This is a genomic window from Candidatus Omnitrophota bacterium (genome assembly GCA_028716245.1).
Classification (GTDB): Bacteria; Omnitrophota; Gorgyraeia; order Gygaellales; family Profunditerraquicolaceae; genus UBA6249.
The window spans coordinates 207,859-225,073 of record JAQUQW010000002.1 but is presented as its reverse complement, the minus strand read 5'-3'; the positions used below and the strand labels follow the sequence as shown (position 1 = coordinate 225,073).

General features: G+C 43.0%; 19 protein-coding genes. All 19 read right to left on the bottom strand.

What is annotated here, in order from left to right:
- Nucleotide 1: 1 nt before the first annotated feature.
- The 19 genes from PHG87_04625 to bioB all read right to left on the bottom strand — a co-directional run bounded on the left by PHG87_04625 (nt 2) and on the right by bioB (nt 16,944).
- Nucleotides 2-997: a VWA domain-containing protein gene (locus PHG87_04625; GenBank protein MDD5477472.1), complete on the bottom strand. Its 996-nt coding sequence runs from the start codon at nt 995-997 to the stop codon at nt 2-4.
- Nucleotides 994-1,506 (bottom strand): hypothetical protein, encoded by a 513-nt coding sequence (locus PHG87_04620; GenBank protein MDD5477471.1) that lies wholly within the window; start codon nt 1,504-1,506, stop codon nt 994-996. Before PHG87_04620 ends, PHG87_04625 begins: the two co-directional genes overlap by 4 nt.
- Nucleotides 1,503-2,381, bottom strand: a complete 879-nt coding sequence (locus PHG87_04615; GenBank protein MDD5477470.1) for a DUF58 domain-containing protein — start codon at nt 2,379-2,381, stop codon at nt 1,503-1,505. The genes PHG87_04620 and PHG87_04615 overlap by 4 nt, the downstream gene beginning before the upstream one ends.
- A gap of 12 nt (nt 2,382-2,393) precedes the next feature.
- Nucleotides 2,394-3,386, bottom strand: a complete 993-nt coding sequence (locus tag PHG87_04610) for a MoxR family ATPase (protein MDD5477469.1) — start codon at nt 3,384-3,386, stop codon at nt 2,394-2,396.
- 143 nt (nt 3,387-3,529) lie between these two features.
- Nucleotides 3,530-4,225, bottom strand: a complete 696-nt coding sequence (locus PHG87_04605; protein MDD5477468.1) for a M15 family metallopeptidase — start codon at nt 4,223-4,225, stop codon at nt 3,530-3,532.
- Between the two features lie 100 nt (nt 4,226-4,325).
- Complete coding sequence (locus tag PHG87_04600; GenBank protein ID MDD5477467.1) at nt 4,326-4,646, bottom strand: DsrE family protein; 321 nt, start codon at nt 4,644-4,646, stop codon at nt 4,326-4,328.
- Nucleotides 4,618-5,217, bottom strand: coding sequence for a class I SAM-dependent methyltransferase (locus PHG87_04595; GenBank protein ID MDD5477466.1), 600 nt, complete (start codon nt 5,215-5,217; stop codon nt 4,618-4,620). The genes PHG87_04600 and PHG87_04595 overlap by 29 nt, the downstream gene beginning before the upstream one ends.
- Nucleotides 5,218-5,242: 25 nt before the next feature.
- Nucleotides 5,243-6,049: a nucleoside phosphorylase gene (locus PHG87_04590; protein ID MDD5477465.1), complete on the bottom strand. Its 807-nt coding sequence runs from the start codon at nt 6,047-6,049 to the stop codon at nt 5,243-5,245.
- Between the two features lie 15 nt (nt 6,050-6,064).
- Nucleotides 6,065-7,267 (bottom strand): hypothetical protein, encoded by a 1,203-nt coding sequence (locus PHG87_04585; protein ID MDD5477464.1) that lies wholly within the window; start codon nt 7,265-7,267, stop codon nt 6,065-6,067.
- Nucleotides 7,268-7,445: 178 nt separating this feature from the next.
- A complete protein-coding gene (locus tag PHG87_04580) occupies nt 7,446-8,267 on the bottom strand; it encodes an outer membrane lipoprotein-sorting protein (GenBank protein MDD5477463.1) in 822 nt (273 codons plus the stop codon).
- Nucleotides 8,264-10,606: an MMPL family transporter gene (locus tag PHG87_04575; GenBank protein MDD5477462.1), complete on the bottom strand. Its 2,343-nt coding sequence runs from the start codon at nt 10,604-10,606 to the stop codon at nt 8,264-8,266. Before PHG87_04575 ends, PHG87_04580 begins: the two co-directional genes overlap by 4 nt.
- Nucleotides 10,603-10,947: a metalloregulator ArsR/SmtB family transcription factor gene (locus PHG87_04570; GenBank protein MDD5477461.1), complete on the bottom strand. Its 345-nt coding sequence runs from the start codon at nt 10,945-10,947 to the stop codon at nt 10,603-10,605. Before PHG87_04570 ends, PHG87_04575 begins: the two co-directional genes overlap by 4 nt.
- A gap of 185 nt (nt 10,948-11,132) precedes the next feature.
- Nucleotides 11,133-11,426 carry a hypothetical protein gene (locus PHG87_04565; protein MDD5477460.1) on the bottom strand — a complete coding sequence of 98 codons (294 nt, stop codon included), beginning with the start codon at nt 11,424-11,426 and terminating at the stop codon, nt 11,133-11,135.
- Nucleotides 11,427-11,443: 17 nt separating this feature from the next.
- Complete coding sequence (gene bioA / locus PHG87_04560) at nt 11,444-12,784, bottom strand: adenosylmethionine--8-amino-7-oxononanoate transaminase (GenBank protein MDD5477459.1); 1,341 nt, start codon at nt 12,782-12,784, stop codon at nt 11,444-11,446.
- Nucleotides 12,781-13,458, bottom strand: coding sequence for a dethiobiotin synthase (gene bioD, locus PHG87_04555; GenBank protein ID MDD5477458.1), 678 nt, complete (start codon nt 13,456-13,458; stop codon nt 12,781-12,783). Before bioD ends, bioA begins: the two co-directional genes overlap by 4 nt.
- Complete coding sequence (gene bioC / locus PHG87_04550) at nt 13,455-14,219, bottom strand: malonyl-ACP O-methyltransferase BioC (GenBank protein MDD5477457.1); 765 nt, start codon at nt 14,217-14,219, stop codon at nt 13,455-13,457. The genes bioD and bioC overlap by 4 nt, the downstream gene beginning before the upstream one ends.
- Nucleotides 14,212-14,913 (bottom strand): alpha/beta fold hydrolase, encoded by a 702-nt coding sequence (locus tag PHG87_04545; GenBank protein MDD5477456.1) that lies wholly within the window; start codon nt 14,911-14,913, stop codon nt 14,212-14,214. Before PHG87_04545 ends, bioC begins: the two co-directional genes overlap by 8 nt.
- Nucleotides 14,888-16,039 carry an 8-amino-7-oxononanoate synthase gene (gene bioF / locus PHG87_04540; protein MDD5477455.1) on the bottom strand — a complete coding sequence of 384 codons (1,152 nt, stop codon included), beginning with the start codon at nt 16,037-16,039 and terminating at the stop codon, nt 14,888-14,890. Before bioF ends, PHG87_04545 begins: the two co-directional genes overlap by 26 nt.
- Entirely contained in the window at nt 16,027-16,944 is a 918-nt protein-coding gene (bioB, locus tag PHG87_04535) for a biotin synthase BioB (GenBank protein MDD5477454.1), read from the bottom strand. Before bioB ends, bioF begins: the two co-directional genes overlap by 13 nt.
- Between the last annotated feature and the right edge of the window lie 271 nt (nt 16,945-17,215).

The following is a 17,215-nucleotide window of genomic DNA, read 5'->3' as shown; positions in this document are numbered from 1 at the left end:
TTTAAGGAACCTTTCTTAAAACCGTGTTGGTTAAAACAATCTCTAAGAACAAAAGTATTAATCCCGGTATAAGAAACAACGGGAATAATTCATTGTATTGCAGGTAACCTTTCTCCTGTATAGGGGTCTTTTCTAATTTATCGATTTCTCCGTAGATATTGCGTAAACTCTCCGTATCCGTAGCCCGATAGAATTTAGCGGCGGTTAGAGAAGCAATTTTACTCAGGGTGCCTTCGTCAAGATCAGCCTCTATCTGTTGATAGACTTTATTGCCAAAGAGGTCGCGCACAGGATAAGGGATAAGACCTTTAGAACCTGCGCCAATAGTATAGATTTTGACCTTCAAGGCCTTTGCAGCTTCGGCTGCGGTTGAAGGTGAAATTGTTCCCAGATTATTGCGGCCATCGGTAAGGAGGATTATTATTTTACTCTTAGCCTTGCTGTTTTTTAAGCGGTTTAAAGATGTGGCTATACCTGAACCAATGGCAGTGCCATCTTCTAACATTCCCGCCCTTATCCGCTCTAAATTAGTCAAAAGCCAACTGTAATCTAAGGTTAAGGGGCAAACTGTATAAGCCCTGGCAGCAAAAGTGATAATCGCTATCCGGTCATTCTGTCGTTCTTTAATAAAATCCCTTACTACATCCTTAATAACCTCAATCCTGTTTTCTCTTCTGCCATTTATTTTGAAATCTTCGGCTAACATACTTGTTGAGGAATCAAGGGCTAAAACGATATCCACCCCTTCAGTGGTAATCTTTGAACCTGCGAACGGTGATTGCGGCCTAGCTAAAGCCAAAATAATCAATGCCACAGCTGCCAACCGTAAATAAATAATTTTTTGGCTCAAGAAAACTTTGAAGGTCGGCTTTAGATCCTTAATGAGCTCTCCTGAGGAAAATTTAAATCCACCGGCTAAGTCTTTGCTTTGGGCATAAATAATTATAAAAGCAGCAAGCGGCAACAAAAGCAGAAATAATGGATTATGAAAAATCATTTTACAGGCACTTCCTCTTTTGTTTCATCCACCAATTTTTTAGCGGATAGAAAAATAGCGTCCATTTCTTCTATCGGCGGCACATACTTTGCGAATTTAACCAGGTCGCAGGCTAAAAGGAATTCTTTTAATAGGATTTTATGCCCCCTGTCCAAGCGTCCATAATCTCGGACATAGAATAAGAATTCCTCCGTAGTCATTTCCGGGGCTTTCAGTAAAAACCTGTTTTCAAGATAGTGCCGGATAATATCCGAAATTTCACTGTAATATTCTTTAAACCTAGCCTGCCGGATAAGGTCTTTTGCTTTAAGTTTTTCTAATTGCTCATAAGCGGATGTATGCGCTGGCCTTTTAGGCAAAATCGCAGGAGGTTTCTTCCTTCTGGATAAAAATATAAATAGCAATACCAAGATGGCGATAAAAACCAAAATCCCCAGCAATAGGAGAAAGTTCAAGCGGCTGTTTAAACTTAAAGGGCCCTTAATATCACGCAGCGTTTCACTTATCAATGCATTCTCCTCTGGCGGGATTTAAAGAATTTCAATATGCTCTGCGAATAAGGCATATCCGTACGCACATCAATGGCATCAATATGCAAGGAGCGGAAAAACGTTTCTCTCTGCTTAACCCTCTGTTGATTTTTCTGCGCATATTCCCGGCGCAAGGATTTATCCGAGGTATCTAAAATAAAATCGCGCTTTTTTTCCGGATCAAATAATTTTACCAATCCGATATCGGGAAACTCCAGTTCCTTGGGATCGGTTATAGTTACAGCTACGACATCATGGCGCTTATTCGCCACAGCAAGCATCTTTTTAAATCCCGGCGCAAAGAAATCTGAAATGATGAATGTAACGGTCTTGCGGGTAGTCACACGGTTAAGATATTCTAAGGCAGCATTTATCTCTGTACCTGCGCCTTGGGGCTTAGAATAGAGCGCTTCACGGATAACGCGTAGGACATGGCGTAAACCTTTTCTTGGCGGGATAAATTTCTCTATTCTGTCGGTAAAAGCAATAAACCCTACCTTATCATTATTTTTAATCGCGGAGAATGCCAGAAGAGAACAGAGTTTTGCCGCAAGCTGCATTTTTGACTGATGCGCAGTACCAAAATAGGAGGAAGCAGACATATCTAAAAGCAGCATCACCGTCAACTCCCGCTCTTCCACAAATTTTTTCACAAAGGGGTGGCCGGTGCGCGCTGTAACATTCCAGTCGATAGAACGAATCTCATCTCCCGGTAAATACTCCCGCACTTCATAAAATTCCATGCCTTTGCCCTTAAATACGCTCTGGTACTGGCCGGCAAATACATCGGTGACCATACGGGAAGTAGTTATCTGAATACGGCGTATTTCGCGTAATATTTCTTTTGGTATCATCGCTTAAGATTATTAAGGGACTTCCACCTCGTCAAAAATCTTCTTGATTATATCATTGGAGGTTTTCTCTTCAGCCTCTGCTTCATAACTAACAATAATCCTGTGCCTTAAGACATCCGGCCCGATGGATTTTACATCCTGGGGCGTAACATATCCTCTGCCTTGAATAAAGGCGTATGCCTTGGAAGCTAATGTCAAATAAATGCTTGCCCGGGGAGAAGCGCCATATTGTATTAAACTTAAAAGTTCATCGAGTTTATATTTTTTAGGATCTCTTGTAGCAAAAACAATATCGAGGATATATTTTTCTATTTTTTCATCCATATAGATTTCATCCACAACGCTTCGAACCCTGATAATATCTCGCGGCCCGACCACAGCTTTTACTTCATTCTTCTTATCGGTGAAACTCATGCGCTTTAAAATCTTATGCTCCTCTTCCATATTCGGATAGGTAATATTGATTTTAAGCATAAACCTGTCAATCTGGGCCTCAGGGAGAGGGTATGTGCCCTCCTGTTCTATGGGATTCTGAGTAGCCATAACTAAAAATGGATCGTCAAGCTTAAAAGTATTTTCACCGATAGTAACCTGCCTTTCTTGCATTGCTTCAAGCAAAGCGCTTTGGACTTTTGCCGGCGCGCGGTTAATTTCGTCAGCCAGAATGATATTGGCAAAAATAGGGCCTTTTTTTGTAGAAAAACCCCCCTCTTTAGGATTATAGATGAGGGTCCCGATTAAATCCGCCGGCAAAAGGTCCGGCGTAAATTGAATCCTTTGAAATTTAGTATCTATTGCCTGGGCTAATGTCTTTATGGAAAGCGTCTTGGCTAATCCCGGTACGCCCTCGACAAGAATATGGCCATTAGCGAGTAAGCCTACAAGCAACCTCTCAATTAAATACTTTTGGCCGACGATAACTTTTTCTATTTCAGCCGTGAGAGCTTGTACGAATAGGCTTTCCTTCTGAACTTTTTCGTTTATAGCAGTAAGGCCTGTGTTCATATTCTCCTCCTTTTACGGTATTAATTGTTAAGATTTTATCTCTTTTTTGTGTTCTTTTCAAATAAAAAATAAGGCATCAGCTTCAAAACATTCAAGATGAGTTATCTGCTACGGCAGAGAGAACCTTTAGGATAAAATAGATGCTATTTCGGCGGGATTTTCTCAAAATGCTGGTAATCTTTTAAAGATTTCCAGCTGCCTCCCCAGGTCCAGCCCAAACGCATAAAAGTTTTTACAACCGGTGAATCATGGGCTAGAGTTCCAAGTTTACGTATATCGTATACTGCATTAGCAGGCAATACAATGTTTCCCTTGATATAAGGATTTTGCACAGGGTTAATATCAATAGCAAAACCATAAGCATGTTTAGAAAGGGATTTGCCTGCGGTTACCGTTCTATAATTAAACGCGGAAGTATTATTGGATAACATTGACTGGTCATCTTCATTCCACTTCCCATCCTTAAAAAACCGGTCATCGGAAATAGGGATAACGGAATTAATGGGAAATTTGTTTTCTAAAGCAACCCGGAATACTTCCCGGATATCTTCTACGAGCCTTCCATCTATAACCAGTTGGCCCTTGTGGATTTTTTTATCAAATGAATAATATAACACCTCTATAAGCCTTTGTCTTTTTTTAAATTCAGGCGGGCTCTCTTTTCTTAACGCTTCAAATAATGTGATATTGCTATCGACAATCGGATCCTCTATAGTTCCGGCTGGTGGTTGCTTAAGTTGTCCGGCCGGCGCTCTTCCTATGCCGCTAACCCAGGCGACGCAACCGGATAAAATTAAAATTAGGAATAAGAGAAAAAAGATTGGATATTTCTTTGTCATATTCAAACTCAAGGACGCCTCTCCTGTTATACGAAGATAAACCTTTGGCAATCCCTCCCTATAAACCGTTTACGACCGGCCTCTATTTGTCCGGCCATTATTAGAATGTGACTACTTTGTCGCTTTCCTTGATAATCTCGTACATATCTTTCATCGTGTTGATCGGACACATTTCCGTGCCTTCCTGATTCCGGGATTTGATGCATGTTCCGCAAGCCAGTATCCTGCCGCCCTCCTGAAGCAATTTTTCTGCCTGCTCAATCGTGTTGAATTTCTCAGTGCTTATTTTCTGATACTCAACGCCTTTGCCCGTAAGAAACACCCTTACTTCATCTTTCTGCCCAAGACAAAAATTAGCGTACCGTAAGGCATTCCAGCATGTCTCGGTGTCATTACTTGAGATTATAACCCCTATTTTCATTTGAAGCTCCTTTCGTAAGAACGATCCCGTAATGATACGGTTTTAAATCATATTGAACCGGATTGCTAAATCCGACGCTCTCAGCCCACTTGACGCATTGTTCCGGTTTTGGCCGGATATCCATTGAAGGACCCCTTGGTGTCTTAGGATCGTAATTCCAATGAATAATCCCGAGTTTGCCGCCATCTTTTAAAACCCGCCTTGCTTCGTTAATAAGCAGCATTGGTTTCTCGAGATGAAGAATATTAAAGAGCATCACATAGTCAACACTTTCTTCGGAAAGGCCGGAACCTTCTGCTACAAAATCACGCAGTGTTATCTGCACATTGTTTAAGCCATGTTTTTTGGCTTCTTCATTGGTAATACGAATCATATCCGGCTCAATATCCAGCGCGTAGATTTTGCCTTTGATGACCCTGGCAGCAGGAATCGTAAACGTGCCATAACCGCACCCAAATTCAGCCACATCGACCGTTTGGCTGTTTACGCCAAGCGTAGCTAAAATCTTTGCCGGGCTAAAAAACTTTTCCCACATATCACGCTCAGGCATCCCGCTTTCTCTGGCCTTCATCATTGTTCTCCTCAAATAAAAGATATTAAGCAGCTTTTTTCCATTCGTAAATTACATTGGAAATAAGCTTAAGCAAAACCGCATTCCCGTTATCTTTGCCTTTTTCGAAATCCTTTTCAATCAAGCCCATTTGGTTTGTGACATGGGCAAAACATACAACTTTCTTTTTTCGCGCCTGCGCAAAAGCATAGAGTGCCGCGGCCTCCATTTCGACAGCAAGTAAATTTTCCGAGCGCGCAAAGGAAATAGCTTCTTTTGTCTCTCTAAATGGCGCATCGGTTGTCCAAACCGCGCCCTGTATAACTAATGGCTTCTTTTTAACAATTCCTTTTAACATAGCAAGGATGTCTGGGTGAATAAAAGCGTAAGCCGATTCTTGTATATAATGATAACTAGTTCCCTCGTCTCTTAAGGCACGATCGATTAAAATAAAATACGGTGATTTACGGACAGGTTTAATTTGCCCGGCCGAAGTGATACTAATTAGCAACCGGCACCCCGATGCGAATAATTCTTCTGCTACGAGTACGGCAAAGGAAGCGCCTACAGCCCGTCCAATTACACCTACAGTTAGACTTTCAATTTCTATATTGTAAAGGTCCGTGTGATAACAAGCCCAATAAGGGTTACGCGTGCCTACAGAAGAATCCCGGATATATGAAGATAGGTCACCATCGGGATCGAGTACGCATATCTCCGGCACGCTACCAGATGGCAATAACTTCTGACGCCGAGCCTGCTTCAGTAAATTTGCCGGGTCAAAAACTGACGGTTTCCGGTAATGTTTATTTGCAAGTATCGGTATCATGCGCTTATCTTTCCCCTTATTCATTTCACTCCAAACTTTTTAGAAACTATATCTAAGCCTTATGTAGAAGTTATCATTACCTTCCAGCTGGCCAAATTGGGTCCAGTCATGTTTGCCGAAAAAAATATTTGCCCCTACTGTTAATTTCCAACGATCATTTGCCTGCCAAGCAAGATGCGGCCGTATGTAGGCATCGCTGTCCGTAGGGCTATAAAAAGTAAACAATGACGCCTCTAAAGTCTGAAACCAGAAGAGCTTGGTGATGCGAAAAGTTAAAAGCTGCCGGAATTCGTCCCGGGGAACATCCCCCGGCTGGCTGTTTGCCTTGAATTCATCGAAATTTAGCATTTGTTCCACATAATACTGAGAACCTAAACGCCAATCCTTGGGGAAATCCCGCTCGTAGCCAAGAAGGTACTTCATCGATGAATTCTCGATGAGCCGGTTTTTGCCGTTACGGTCCTGCAAGGAATCAAAATAGCCGATTTCACCGAAAACAATACCGCCGACAGACAATGGCGCAGGCCCGCGGATACTTGAGCCAAAAACCGCAAGTTTTGGGTAAAAGAGTTCTTTTGTATTTTCATTCTTGATTCCGACGGGTTCGTTATAGAAACCTTTAAATGCGTAAATAGCAGTTTCGTACTCAGCGAAATTACGGTACAGCCGAGCGGCTACTTGCGTATTCTTAAATTGGAACACTGGTTCTATAAATGTCTGGCTTGAATCCACGCCTGCAATCCTGCCAAGAAAACTATCATAAAAACTCAATCGGTCTGCGGATTCATTGACAGAAACATCAGGCGTAAAAGAAGGAATAACTACCATGTCCATCGAAACCAACTTGCTGTAGATCGAGAATTTTGCAGCATCTGATGGAACTTTAAGATACTCATCATCCCTGCCTATAAAGAACGACTCATAGTCCTTTGGGAATACGTCATTAATAAAAAGATAATCTCCCACACCCCAGGTAAGAATCTGCCTTCCTAGTTTAACATCCATCCATGAAAGAGGGCTAAGAAGCCCGTTTGCCTCGCGGATCTGATAGCGCAGGGTTTCTTTATATTCATCCGCCAGGAGATCTCCTTTGAAAAAAAATTCCGGATTCCACGAGGCAAGCCATGCAGGTTTCTGCGGCCGATAGTCCGCTTTAAGCTGAAGGCGCTGCTCTAAAAGATTATAGTCGTTCTTTTGCGTCAGCTTATCTCCTGAGAATTTAGGGCCGTAAGCAGCCTCCATAAATCCATGTACTGAATCGAAAATTTTAGTCCATGACTCTGGAGGTTTCTTTTTAATTTGAGCAATATCTGTTATTTTTTCAGTATCAAGGGGCGCAGTTTCGGCAAATAAGACTCTGGTACTAGATATGGACAGAATAAAACATATAAGGATAATAATACAAACCTTGCCCAAGGAATTATTCTCCAATCCATTGCCTGGGAGGCCTGCTCAATAGCCTCTCTTGGAAGATATCTGAAGTAATCCCCACATTATAGGAGACGTTTTTCATAGCAATCTCGGTATAGCGCTCGTTCTCAAGATCCCTCATCACCGCTTTTGTAATCGTTGGGGTACCCTGAATGGTTTGAATCTCCTGGGTTTCATAAACTTTGTAAAGCTTCCCTTTAAGATCGTAATGCTCTACTTTGAGTGGAAGATGCGTTACTTTATCAATCCAGAATTTCCGATAGCTAAATTCCGCCTCTCCCGGGCGTTTCGGCGTACTTTTAACTACAAGGCAAGGTTGCGTGCCAAGATTTTCTTCTCCTATCAGTCCATGAGCGTCCTCATCAAGAGCGCGGCCGGAAACATCCTCATAAGTAAAGTCTGACCCTGCAAAGCTGGTACGCTTGTCGCTTGTAGCAATGCGCTTGACCAGATCAATCGCCGGCAAATACAGCCAGCGGTCGTCATCGTAGCCAATATGCTTCAAGACTAAAAAGCTCATCCCCTTGACATCGGCAGGCTCGTGAAAATAGATGTAATAAAACTGATCGCCACCGGCTGTCTTATTAAGGCGCAGCATAGTCAGGCGCCTTTGGCGGGCCTGGCCTTGACGGTTCACGATACGCATGGATATATCGCTTTTAGCATCTGTCTGAGGATAGTAATAAGCTAAAAGCATTTCATTCATCGCTGCCTTGCCGCTTTGCGCGTCTTGAGCATAGACATTTTTGGTCCAAAATACGCTCACAAATAACAGAAAAACAATAACTGAAACAGAGAGTATTTTTTTCATACGCCACCTTCCTTGATTAGTTTTCGATGCCCTAATTGAATAAGGGCTGGTAAATAAATCACGCTCATTACCGATGAAAGAACCATAATCGCCGCCATAAAAACTCCAACGGTGATATACGGGGTTAAGGCTGCAAAAGCCATTACTGCAAACCCCAGGGCAAAAAGTAATGCATTGAGAAAAATCCCCTTGCCTGGCCGGGCTACGGTCCAAATCAGCGCTTCTTTCAAGTGGCTTTGGCTATCGGAAGCCAAACCACTGCCCTCTGGCTTGCGGGAGTCTTCTTTATACCGCTGATGGAACCGGCCGACGAAATGGATAGCAAAATCAATCGCCATACCCAAGGAAAGCGTGGATAACACGGCAACCGGCATATCAAAATCTTTTCCGATTAAGCCTACGACGCCATAAATCAATGCTATTGTGAAAAGAAGCGGCAGAAAACTTAAAACCCCCCAGAGAAACGAGCGAGTCTGAAAGATAAGAAGTATCAATACCAGAATGAGCCCCCAGAGAAAACTAGTAACCATCCCCCAAAGCACCTCATGGTTCCAGACCATATTAAAATAGGCGATCCCGGCTGGCTTAAAATTCACTCCTTCCGGCAATGGATGCGAAGCAAAGAAACTATTGGCGCGGCTAATGACTGATTTCATCGCATCAGCATCCCAACTTTTCAACTGGATGATGATATTGGCAGTTTTAAGGGAAAAATCGACAACGTTATCAAGGTGCCGGGGTTTTGCCGCTGACTGTAAAAGAAATAGGTATTGCCCTACTTCTTGCTTAGAATCCGGTATGCGATTAAATAGAGGCGCGTTATCATGCATAACCAGATTCGCGCGTTTAATATAGTCTGCCAAGGAAAAAGTTTTCCCAATAAGAGGATCTTTTTCCAATTCAACCTGAAGGCCTTCGATTTGACGTAAAAAAGCGGGGTCCCCTACCGCACCATCATTTTTTGCCTGAATAACCAAATAGGCTGTGGAAGTTCCACCGAGATATTTATTCATGACACGGTCTGCAGTCCTGACTTCACTATTGAATTTAAACCAATGAACCATGTTGTTATTAACATGAATGCGCACAAGGCCTACTATTGCCACAATAAATAGCACAATACCCACAAGCAGAATGGACTTGGCCTTCTCTACGCAAAAACGCCCCAGACGTAAAAGTGAAGGGGAAAGTTTTTCTCCTTTTCCATGCGCCGATGCAAGCTTTAAAATATGCTTTTCGGGAATAAGCATAAGCAGGGCTGGAATAAAGGTAAAACTCATGAGCAGGATAGCCAGTGTCCCGAACGCGACAACTAACCCGAAAATCTTGACTGGAACGATGGTGACTGTTGCCAGCGCGGCAAAACCCACGGCGGTGGTAATATCTGAATAAAAAACCGGAGGACCAACAACCTTCATTGTCTCCAAGATGGCTCTACGTTTATCTTGGCCTTCGCTTAGTCGGAACGCGAACTCATTAAAAATATGCACTGAGTCCGTTGCAATCGCCATTAAAAAAACTGGGGCCATAGAACTCATGATGTGAACGGGAAGCCCTAAACCAATCAAGCCTCCCATACTCCAGATAATACTGATCATCGCGGCAGCTATGTTGGCAACAATCAAGATAACATTACGAAACATGAACCAAAGGGCAATACACATCACAAGGCCTGCTATCGGAGAAAAAAGCCCCATCTGACGAAACATCTCTGTCCCGAATGTGTCGCGGGCAACCGGATCTCCGGCAAGATAGAAATGATTTTGGCCTGAATTTTTCGGCAGTAACGCACGAATCTTGTCTGCGATTTCCTTTCCATTGGCGGTTGGCTCTATAGGAATGAAGATCGCTGCGGCTTTCCCATCCGAAGAAATAAATCGGCCTGCAAAGAGTGAATTATCTAAAATGCTTTTGCGTAAAGCTGACAGCCCTTCTTTAGTCTCTGGAATATCGCCTAAAGCAGGCCTGACAACGAGTTCACCCTTATCAGAGAATACATTCTCTACTGTTGATAGGCTATCCACGTCCCGCACGATTACACCGGTGACTTGTCGAACGGCATTAGTCAAGTCTTTAATATAGGTAAGTGTCTGGGGGTTAAAAATTCCATCCGCATTGACTATCCCCAACGCAATTACATCAGGATGAAGGAGGAAGTCTTTTTCAACCTTGTCATTATACTGGCGCACAGGCGAAGTTGCCGGGAGCATATGCTTGGGATCAGTATCGATTTTAATCTTTGGGAACTGCGCTATGAAGAAAAGACTAATGGCAACTACAAGTCCAATAATAAGCTTCGGACGGCCCAGAACAGCTTGTGTTAAGCGTTCGGATTTCATTTCTCCCCCTTATTTATCCATTTACCCAAACGGCCGCCATCTGCGAGCTGCTCCATCAACACTTCCCGTAGAATCGCGCAGGCCTTGAGCATTTTTGGATTTGCGCACTTATAGTAAATATTAACCCCTTCTCGTCTTGTAACTACAATTCTACGTTGACGCAATATACTCAAATGCTGGGAAAGATTCGCTTTTGGCAATTTGAGCCTTTTTCTTAATTCTTCAACGCTTTTTTCTCCTTCACGCAATAGGTTTATAATCTTTAGCCGTGTCGGGTTGGCCATGCTCTTACAAACCTCGGCATGCATTTGAAACATTTTTTCTTCCATGTCTTTATTCACTATAGCCTTTCCTTTCAGTAATTTTCATAGTTAATTGATTTCGCAACTATATTATTATGAATCATGTTGTTTGTCAAACTTTTTATTGGAAGATATTGGATTGGCAATTAGGTCAGGATACTTGCTAAGGGTTTCTCCGTTCAGGACGCCCAGAAATATAGCATGGCAGAAAAACTCCCATATAGCTAAAGAGGCAGTTTATCTATTGCCTTAAGATTATAATAACCTAAGACCTTTACTTTAGCCCTGGATTTGCTTACAAACCAATCATGGTATTTGCGCATGAAACGGTCATGGTCGGATTTTTTTATCCACTGATAAACCGAGGCGTACTGGTTTTTGAAACCGTAACGCTTCATCGTGTAATAGGCCAGAAAACCTTCGGATTTCTTAGCTTGGCGCGCCCACATTAAACTGTCTTTACGGTATTTACTTACTTCTTTAGGCTTAATCTCAAATAACACGCTGTGAATAAACATGACCCTTTTCGCCTTTCTTAAGATAAAGTTTTGATTATTGAATACGACCTTTTTAAAATATCCTCGATTTCCGCCTTAGAGGCACAAAGCGGCAAAAACAGATAGATTATATCACCTAACGGCCTGAGTACAAGATTCTCTTTAAGCCCGCGCTTATAAACTTCTAAGCCTAGCCTTTTTTTAAGTCCAAAACCCTGCTTGGTCTTTTTATTTTTAACCAATTCTATTGCTCCGATAAATCCGATATAGCGTACATCCCCTACTAAAGCCAGATCCCGGAATTTTTCCAGCCCCCGATGAAAAAAAGGCATCAATTTTTTTACTTTCAGCAGTGTTTTTTCTTCGTTAAAGATACCCAGGCTCGCCAGAGCGGCAGAGCAGGCAACCGGATTAGCGGTATAAGTATGCCCGTGGAAAAATGTCTTTCTTTTTTCATAATCCCCGTAAAACCGGCGGAATATCCCTTCGGTAGTCAAAGTCACCGCCAAAGGAAGATAGCCAGAGGTTATGCCTTTGGAAAGACAGAGAAAATCCACCTTGATCCCGGGTGTATGCTCATAAGCGAACATTTTACCGGTGCGGCCAAAACCAACAGCCACCTCATCCAAGATAAGATGAACTTTGTATTTTTTCGCTAAAGCTGCAGCTTTCTTTAAATACTCTTTGGGATAAATAATCATCCCGGCTGCGCCCATTACCAAAGGCTCAATGATCAAAGCGCAGATCTCTTCATGCTTACCCTTAAGTAGTTTCTCCAACGGTTTGAGACAATCAAGCGCGCAAGTAAGCCTCTGTTTTTTCATCGGGCAACGGTAGCAATAAGGAGACGGCACTTTATATGACGGAAACAACAGGGGAGAAAATACCGCGTTAAAAAGATCCAAACCGCTTACGCTCATCGTGCCAATTGTGTCTCCGTGATAACCGTGATCAAGAGAAACAAACTTTTTCTTTCTGGTCCTGCCGCAATTCTGCCAATATTGAAATGACATCTTTAATGCCACCTCAACACTGTTTGAGCCGTTATCCGAAAAAAATACCCGGTTAAATTTGTTTTTCGTAAGAGAGATGAGCTTGCTGGCAAGTTCAATCGCGGGTTTGTGGGTAAAACCGGCAAATAACACATGCTCCAAAACATCAACCTGTTTTTTAATCGCTGCTTTTATCCACGGATGGTTATGCCCGTGAACATTACACCACCAGCTTGAGATAGTATCGTAATAAAAGTTGCCTTTTGCGTCATAAAGCTTGATTCCTTTGGCCCTTTCAATTAAAACCGGCGGTAGGCGCAACGCCTCCTTCATCTGAGTGTAAGGATGCCAAATATGTTTTAGGTCCGTGCCCAGCCAATCTTTCATACGCTTATCCTTGCGGCTATCGGTAAAAACTTTTTGTACAATAAATCCAGCCTCTTCTCTTGAGGTAAAACACCCAGTATCTTTTGTTTGGTAATTTTGCGGACAATCTCCGGGTTATCCTGAAGGATCAATTTATCCTGGCCCGGGCAATTATTGAATACGATGCCCAAAATTTTCATCTTTCTCTGTTTTAAAACTTCAATGGTCATCAGGATATGATTTATCGCCCCTAATTTATTTTGCGCCACCACCAACACCGGCAGGCCAAGCTCATTTGCTATATCAATTACCAAACGTTTTTCGTCAACCGGCACCAGCGCTCCGCCGATACCTTCAACAATCACAAGATCGAATTTTAAGGATAGTGATTTGAAGCTTTGTTTGATCTTGGCGATCTTGATTTTTTTATTTTCGGCTTTGGCGGCTAAATGCGGCGAGGCGGGCAGTTTAAATACGTAAGGACAAACGTAATCAAGATACTCCGTAATTTCGTTTTTGGATACCCCCATAATTTTAAGATGCAGGTTAATATCCGTGCTAAAACGGCTGCCGGTCTGCACCCATTTCTGAGTTATTACTTTATCGCCTTTTTCCCGTAAATATTTCGCCAGAAGACCGGTAACCGTTGATTTACCTGAGCCGGTATCCGTGCCGGTAACAAATATCCCTTTCATCGTTTTACTCCCCGGCAAAAAAATACCTGATAAGTAGCGCCAATCCCCTGAAATCTATCCCGGTACGCCTTTTCCACCCTGGCTAACAGCCCGCGGCTAACATAAACTTTCTTACCTAGACCGTTTCCCCTGATTCCGGAGTATTTTATTTTCTCCAATAATCCTTTCAGACTGCTAAAACTTTCTTTGTAACAAACCTCGTTTATCTTCACGGATTTAAAATTATCTTTAAGCATTGCCTGGAGGCTGGCGCGGTTACAAAAATAAGCCGAATCCAGGCAGCTCTCTTCCCGGACGCTTTTTAAGGCCGTATTCAATTCACAAAAAGTACGCGGCCCGAAGATTGAAAAACAGACCGCCCCTCCTTTGCGCAGTGATGTTGCGTATCCTCGCAAGGCTTTCCCTAGATCATCCAGCCACTGGAAACAGGCGTTGGAGGTAATCAGATCAAAATCATGATCCGGGATTGGCTTTTCGGCGTCGGCAACCATAAATTCAATATCTTCATTCTTTAATTTGTTTTGCGCAACAGAAATCATCTCCTCTGAAATATCCAACGCCTTGATCCTTGCGCCGTTAAACTCCTCCCGCAGCATGAGCGTATAATTGCCTGTCCCGCATCCCAACTCCAGGATCTTGGAAAAATTATTGTTTTTTAAAGAATCCGCCAGTTCAAAAGCGGCCTGGTTCTGCACCGAGGCGTATTGATCGTAAAGGCGCGCGTAGCGGGAAAAATTATAGGCAATCTTGGACTTATCCATTGTAGAACTTCTCCCTAAAATCCCCGCTTAAGAAAAACAGATGCCCTCTATCCGCAAGCAGCGTAAATTTGGCTTGCGGTAAATCCGCTTTAATCTCTAAAGCCTCCTTGACCGGAGCGACACTATCATCACTACCGTGGAACATCCTGAGATCTTCTATGCTTTTGAGAATCTTAAGGTTTAACGCGCAAGCGGCTAAATAATCAAGCCCCTGGATGAGTTCATCGGAGCTTAACTTATCCAGATAATCTTTTAACAAATTCTTCCTAAACCAATCCCTGCCACGAATATCAGCCTTGGAGAAACAGTTAAGATAGAATTTATAGAGCCATGGCTGCCGATCCGAGCGGATTTGACTTCTAATATTTTCCAATAATTGCGGATCATAGCGCTTGCGCACGCTTGCAAGGATAAGTTTGGCTGTCTTCTCAGGATAGGCACAGGCAAACTCGGCTGCTAAAAACCCGCCTAAAGAAAAGCCGAGCACAGAAACCTTACTGATTTTGAGCTGCTCCATCCGGCTCAAAAGCTGCTGATTAAAATCAGAAGTATTCAGTTTAGTTGACAAAAGATAATTATAATCTAATTCCAAACCCTCAAATATTCGCCAGTCAGTTGCCCAACCGGGAATAAGAACCAGGACATCCTTAAAACCCCGGTCGCGGAATTCAAATTCTGATTTCAGAGATAACATCGATTAGTTTATTTAAAGTTTCCGTGTTATGGTCATAACTCAAGGAAAGCCTTAAGCGCGCCTGCCCCACAGGCACGGTCGGAGGCCTTACCGCTAAAACCCAATAACCCTGCTCTTGAATTTTTTTGGCAAATTCCAGCGCCCGTAAATTGTCTCCCAGGATTAACGGAATAATTTGCGAAGCGCCTTTGGGGGAAAAACCCTTTTCTTGCAATTTCTCGCGCAACATTTTAGCCAAAGACAAAAGTGTTTTGCGCCGATGCGGCTCATCCTTAACCAATTTAAGGCTGGTTAAATTAGAGGCGATCACCGCCGGAGGCAAGGCGGTAGAATAAATAAAACTCCTGCAGGTATTCACCAGATAATCCGCGATATTTTTGGAAGTAGCCAGGTAAGCGCCGAAACCGGCTAAGGCCTTGCTAAAGGTACCCATAATCAAATCTACTTGGGCGCTTAATCCCTCCTCCTCAACTACTCCGCTGCCGTTGTCTCCAAAGACCCCGGTGGCGTGTGCCTCATCAACCATCAATCGGCAATTATATTTTTCTTTTAATCCCACCGGCTCTTTTAGCGCAGCCCGATCCCCATCCATGCTAAAAATTGATTCAGTAATAATCAGGGCGTTCTTGAATTTAGCTCTTTCTTTTTTTAAAAGCGCCTCTAGGTGCCCGTAATCATTATGCTGGAAACGAAAAATTCTCGCCTGCGATAAAAGTATCCCATCAATAATGCTGGCGTGATTAAGACGATCGGAGAAAATACAATCCCCTCTTGTAAAAAGAGAGCTAATGATACCAACATTTGCTTGATAACCGGAATTAAAGACCAGCCCCGCTTCTTTGCCCTTGAATTTGGCTACCGCGTCTTCTAACTCATGGAATAATTCTGAATCACCGCTTAATAATCGGGAAGCGCAACTGGCTGAACCAAATTTGCCTGTTGCCTCGATTACCGCTTTTTTAAGTTCCGGATGGCCGGATAATCCCAGATAATCATTGGAGGAGAGATCGACATATTCTTTATTTCCAAAATAAATTTTGCCGCCTAAACGCAAAGAGGCGGGTTTTAATCTCCTGAACAATCCCTGCTCCTGCCGTTCTTTTAAAAATTCTTCTATGCCTGCCATAATTTCTCAATCTGGCTAACCAGGTTGCGGTCCTCTTCCACGGATCTTCCTTTAATCGTCAGATACCCGCCGATCAGCATGCCGTTTGCTCCGGCCATAAACCCTAAAGCCTGAAAATCTTTGAATAGCGATTCCCGGCCGGCGGCAATTTTTATTATTTTATCTTTCAAGATAATCCTGAAGATCGCGATAGTCCGGATTACTTCCTGGCAAGACAAAACCGTATTGTTTCCCAACGGGGTTCCGGGTATCGGAACTAAAATATTCAGGGGGACAGAGTCAACATCTAACTCTTTTAATATCAGCGCCATTTCAATCCTGTCCTCCATTGTTTCACCCATGCCGATGATACCTCCGGAACAAACCTCTAAACCGGCGCGCTTTGCCGCCTTAATCGTCTTTAACCTATCTTCAAAGGTATGCGTGGAAACTATCTTGGCAAAAAACCGGGGAGAACTTTCGATATTATGGTGATAACGGGAAAGCCCTGCTGCTTTAAGCAGAGAGAACTCTTTATCCCCCATGCTCCCCAGCGAAGCGCAGGTCTTGATTTTAACCTCCCTGGTTATTTCCTTAATCGCATCGACAATCACGCCAAAATCTTCCTTAGACAATTTATCCCCGCTGGTCACAATATCGAATCTCTCCGCGCCGATTACTTTGGCGCGCCGGGCGGCTTCCAGCATCTCTGCTTTGCTTTTAAGAGGATAGGCCTGGCTGCCGGTCTTATGCCTGGCGGATTGGGCGCAAAATTTGCAATCCTCGGGGCATAAACCCGACTTGGCGTTGAGTATATTGCATAATTCCACCCTGTTGCCGGCAAACTGCTTTCTTACCTTATCGGCCCTACCGATAAGCTCAGCCAAAGGCAATTCCAAAAGTTTAGCGATAGCTTTCTTTTCCATAGTATCCTTTATAAAAAAATCCCAGCTCATATGATTTCAGTATAGAAAAGAGCTGAGATATTGTCAACTTAATTTTATTTAACGGTTTACATAGCAAAATCAGGGAAACAGTTCTATTTATTTGTTTCAGCTGCTTATCTTTTGAAATAAATATTATGTCCCCGGAATTCTCAAAAGAATTTAACTATTTGCGGAGGCTACTTCATAATCACCAGTTACTGCATACCGACCCTTCGTATGACTATCACAACGCCCATAAGGAGCAAGCGAC

Coding starts and splice junctions, on each gene's coding strand:
- bioD (MDD5477458.1), bottom strand. CDS start 13,458: ATGAAAGGGATATTTGTTACCGGCACGGATACCGGCTCAGGTAAATCA.
- bioA (MDD5477459.1), bottom strand. CDS start 12,784: ATGAAAGATTGGCTGGGCACGGACCTAAAACATATTTGGCATCCTTAC.
- PHG87_04575 (MDD5477462.1), bottom strand. CDS start 10,606: ATGAAATCCGAACGCTTAACACAAGCTGTTCTGGGCCGTCCGAAGCTT.
- PHG87_04590 (MDD5477465.1), bottom strand. CDS start 6,049: ATGAATAAGGGGAAAGATAAGCGCATGATACCGATACTTGCAAATAAA.
- PHG87_04615 (MDD5477470.1), bottom strand. CDS start 2,381: ATGATACCAAAAGAAATATTACGCGAAATACGCCGTATTCAGATAACT.
- bioB (MDD5477454.1), bottom strand. CDS start 16,944: ATGGAAAAGAAAGCTATCGCTAAACTTTTGGAATTGCCTTTGGCTGAG.
- PHG87_04600 (MDD5477467.1), bottom strand. CDS start 4,646: ATGAAAATAGGGGTTATAATCTCAAGTAATGACACCGAGACATGCTGG.
- PHG87_04545 (MDD5477456.1), bottom strand. CDS start 14,913: ATGTTATCTCTGAAATCAGAATTTGAATTCCGCGACCGGGGTTTTAAG.
- PHG87_04580 (MDD5477463.1), bottom strand. CDS start 8,267: ATGAAAAAAATACTCTCTGTTTCAGTTATTGTTTTTCTGTTATTTGTG.
- PHG87_04595 (MDD5477466.1), bottom strand. CDS start 5,217: ATGAAGGCCAGAGAAAGCGGGATGCCTGAGCGTGATATGTGGGAAAAG.
- PHG87_04625 (MDD5477472.1), bottom strand. CDS start 997: ATGATTTTTCATAATCCATTATTTCTGCTTTTGTTGCCGCTTGCTGCT.
- PHG87_04605 (MDD5477468.1), bottom strand. CDS start 4,225: ATGACAAAGAAATATCCAATCTTTTTTCTCTTATTCCTAATTTTAATT.
- PHG87_04610 (MDD5477469.1), bottom strand. CDS start 3,386: ATGAACACAGGCCTTACTGCTATAAACGAAAAAGTTCAGAAGGAAAGC.
- PHG87_04565 (MDD5477460.1), bottom strand. CDS start 11,426: ATGTTTATTCACAGCGTGTTATTTGAGATTAAGCCTAAAGAAGTAAGT.
- bioC (MDD5477457.1), bottom strand. CDS start 14,219: ATGGATAAGTCCAAGATTGCCTATAATTTTTCCCGCTACGCGCGCCTT.
- bioF (MDD5477455.1), bottom strand. CDS start 16,039: ATGGCAGGCATAGAAGAATTTTTAAAAGAACGGCAGGAGCAGGGATTG.
- PHG87_04585 (MDD5477464.1), bottom strand. CDS start 7,267: ATGGAGGCTGCTTACGGCCCTAAATTCTCAGGAGATAAGCTGACGCAA.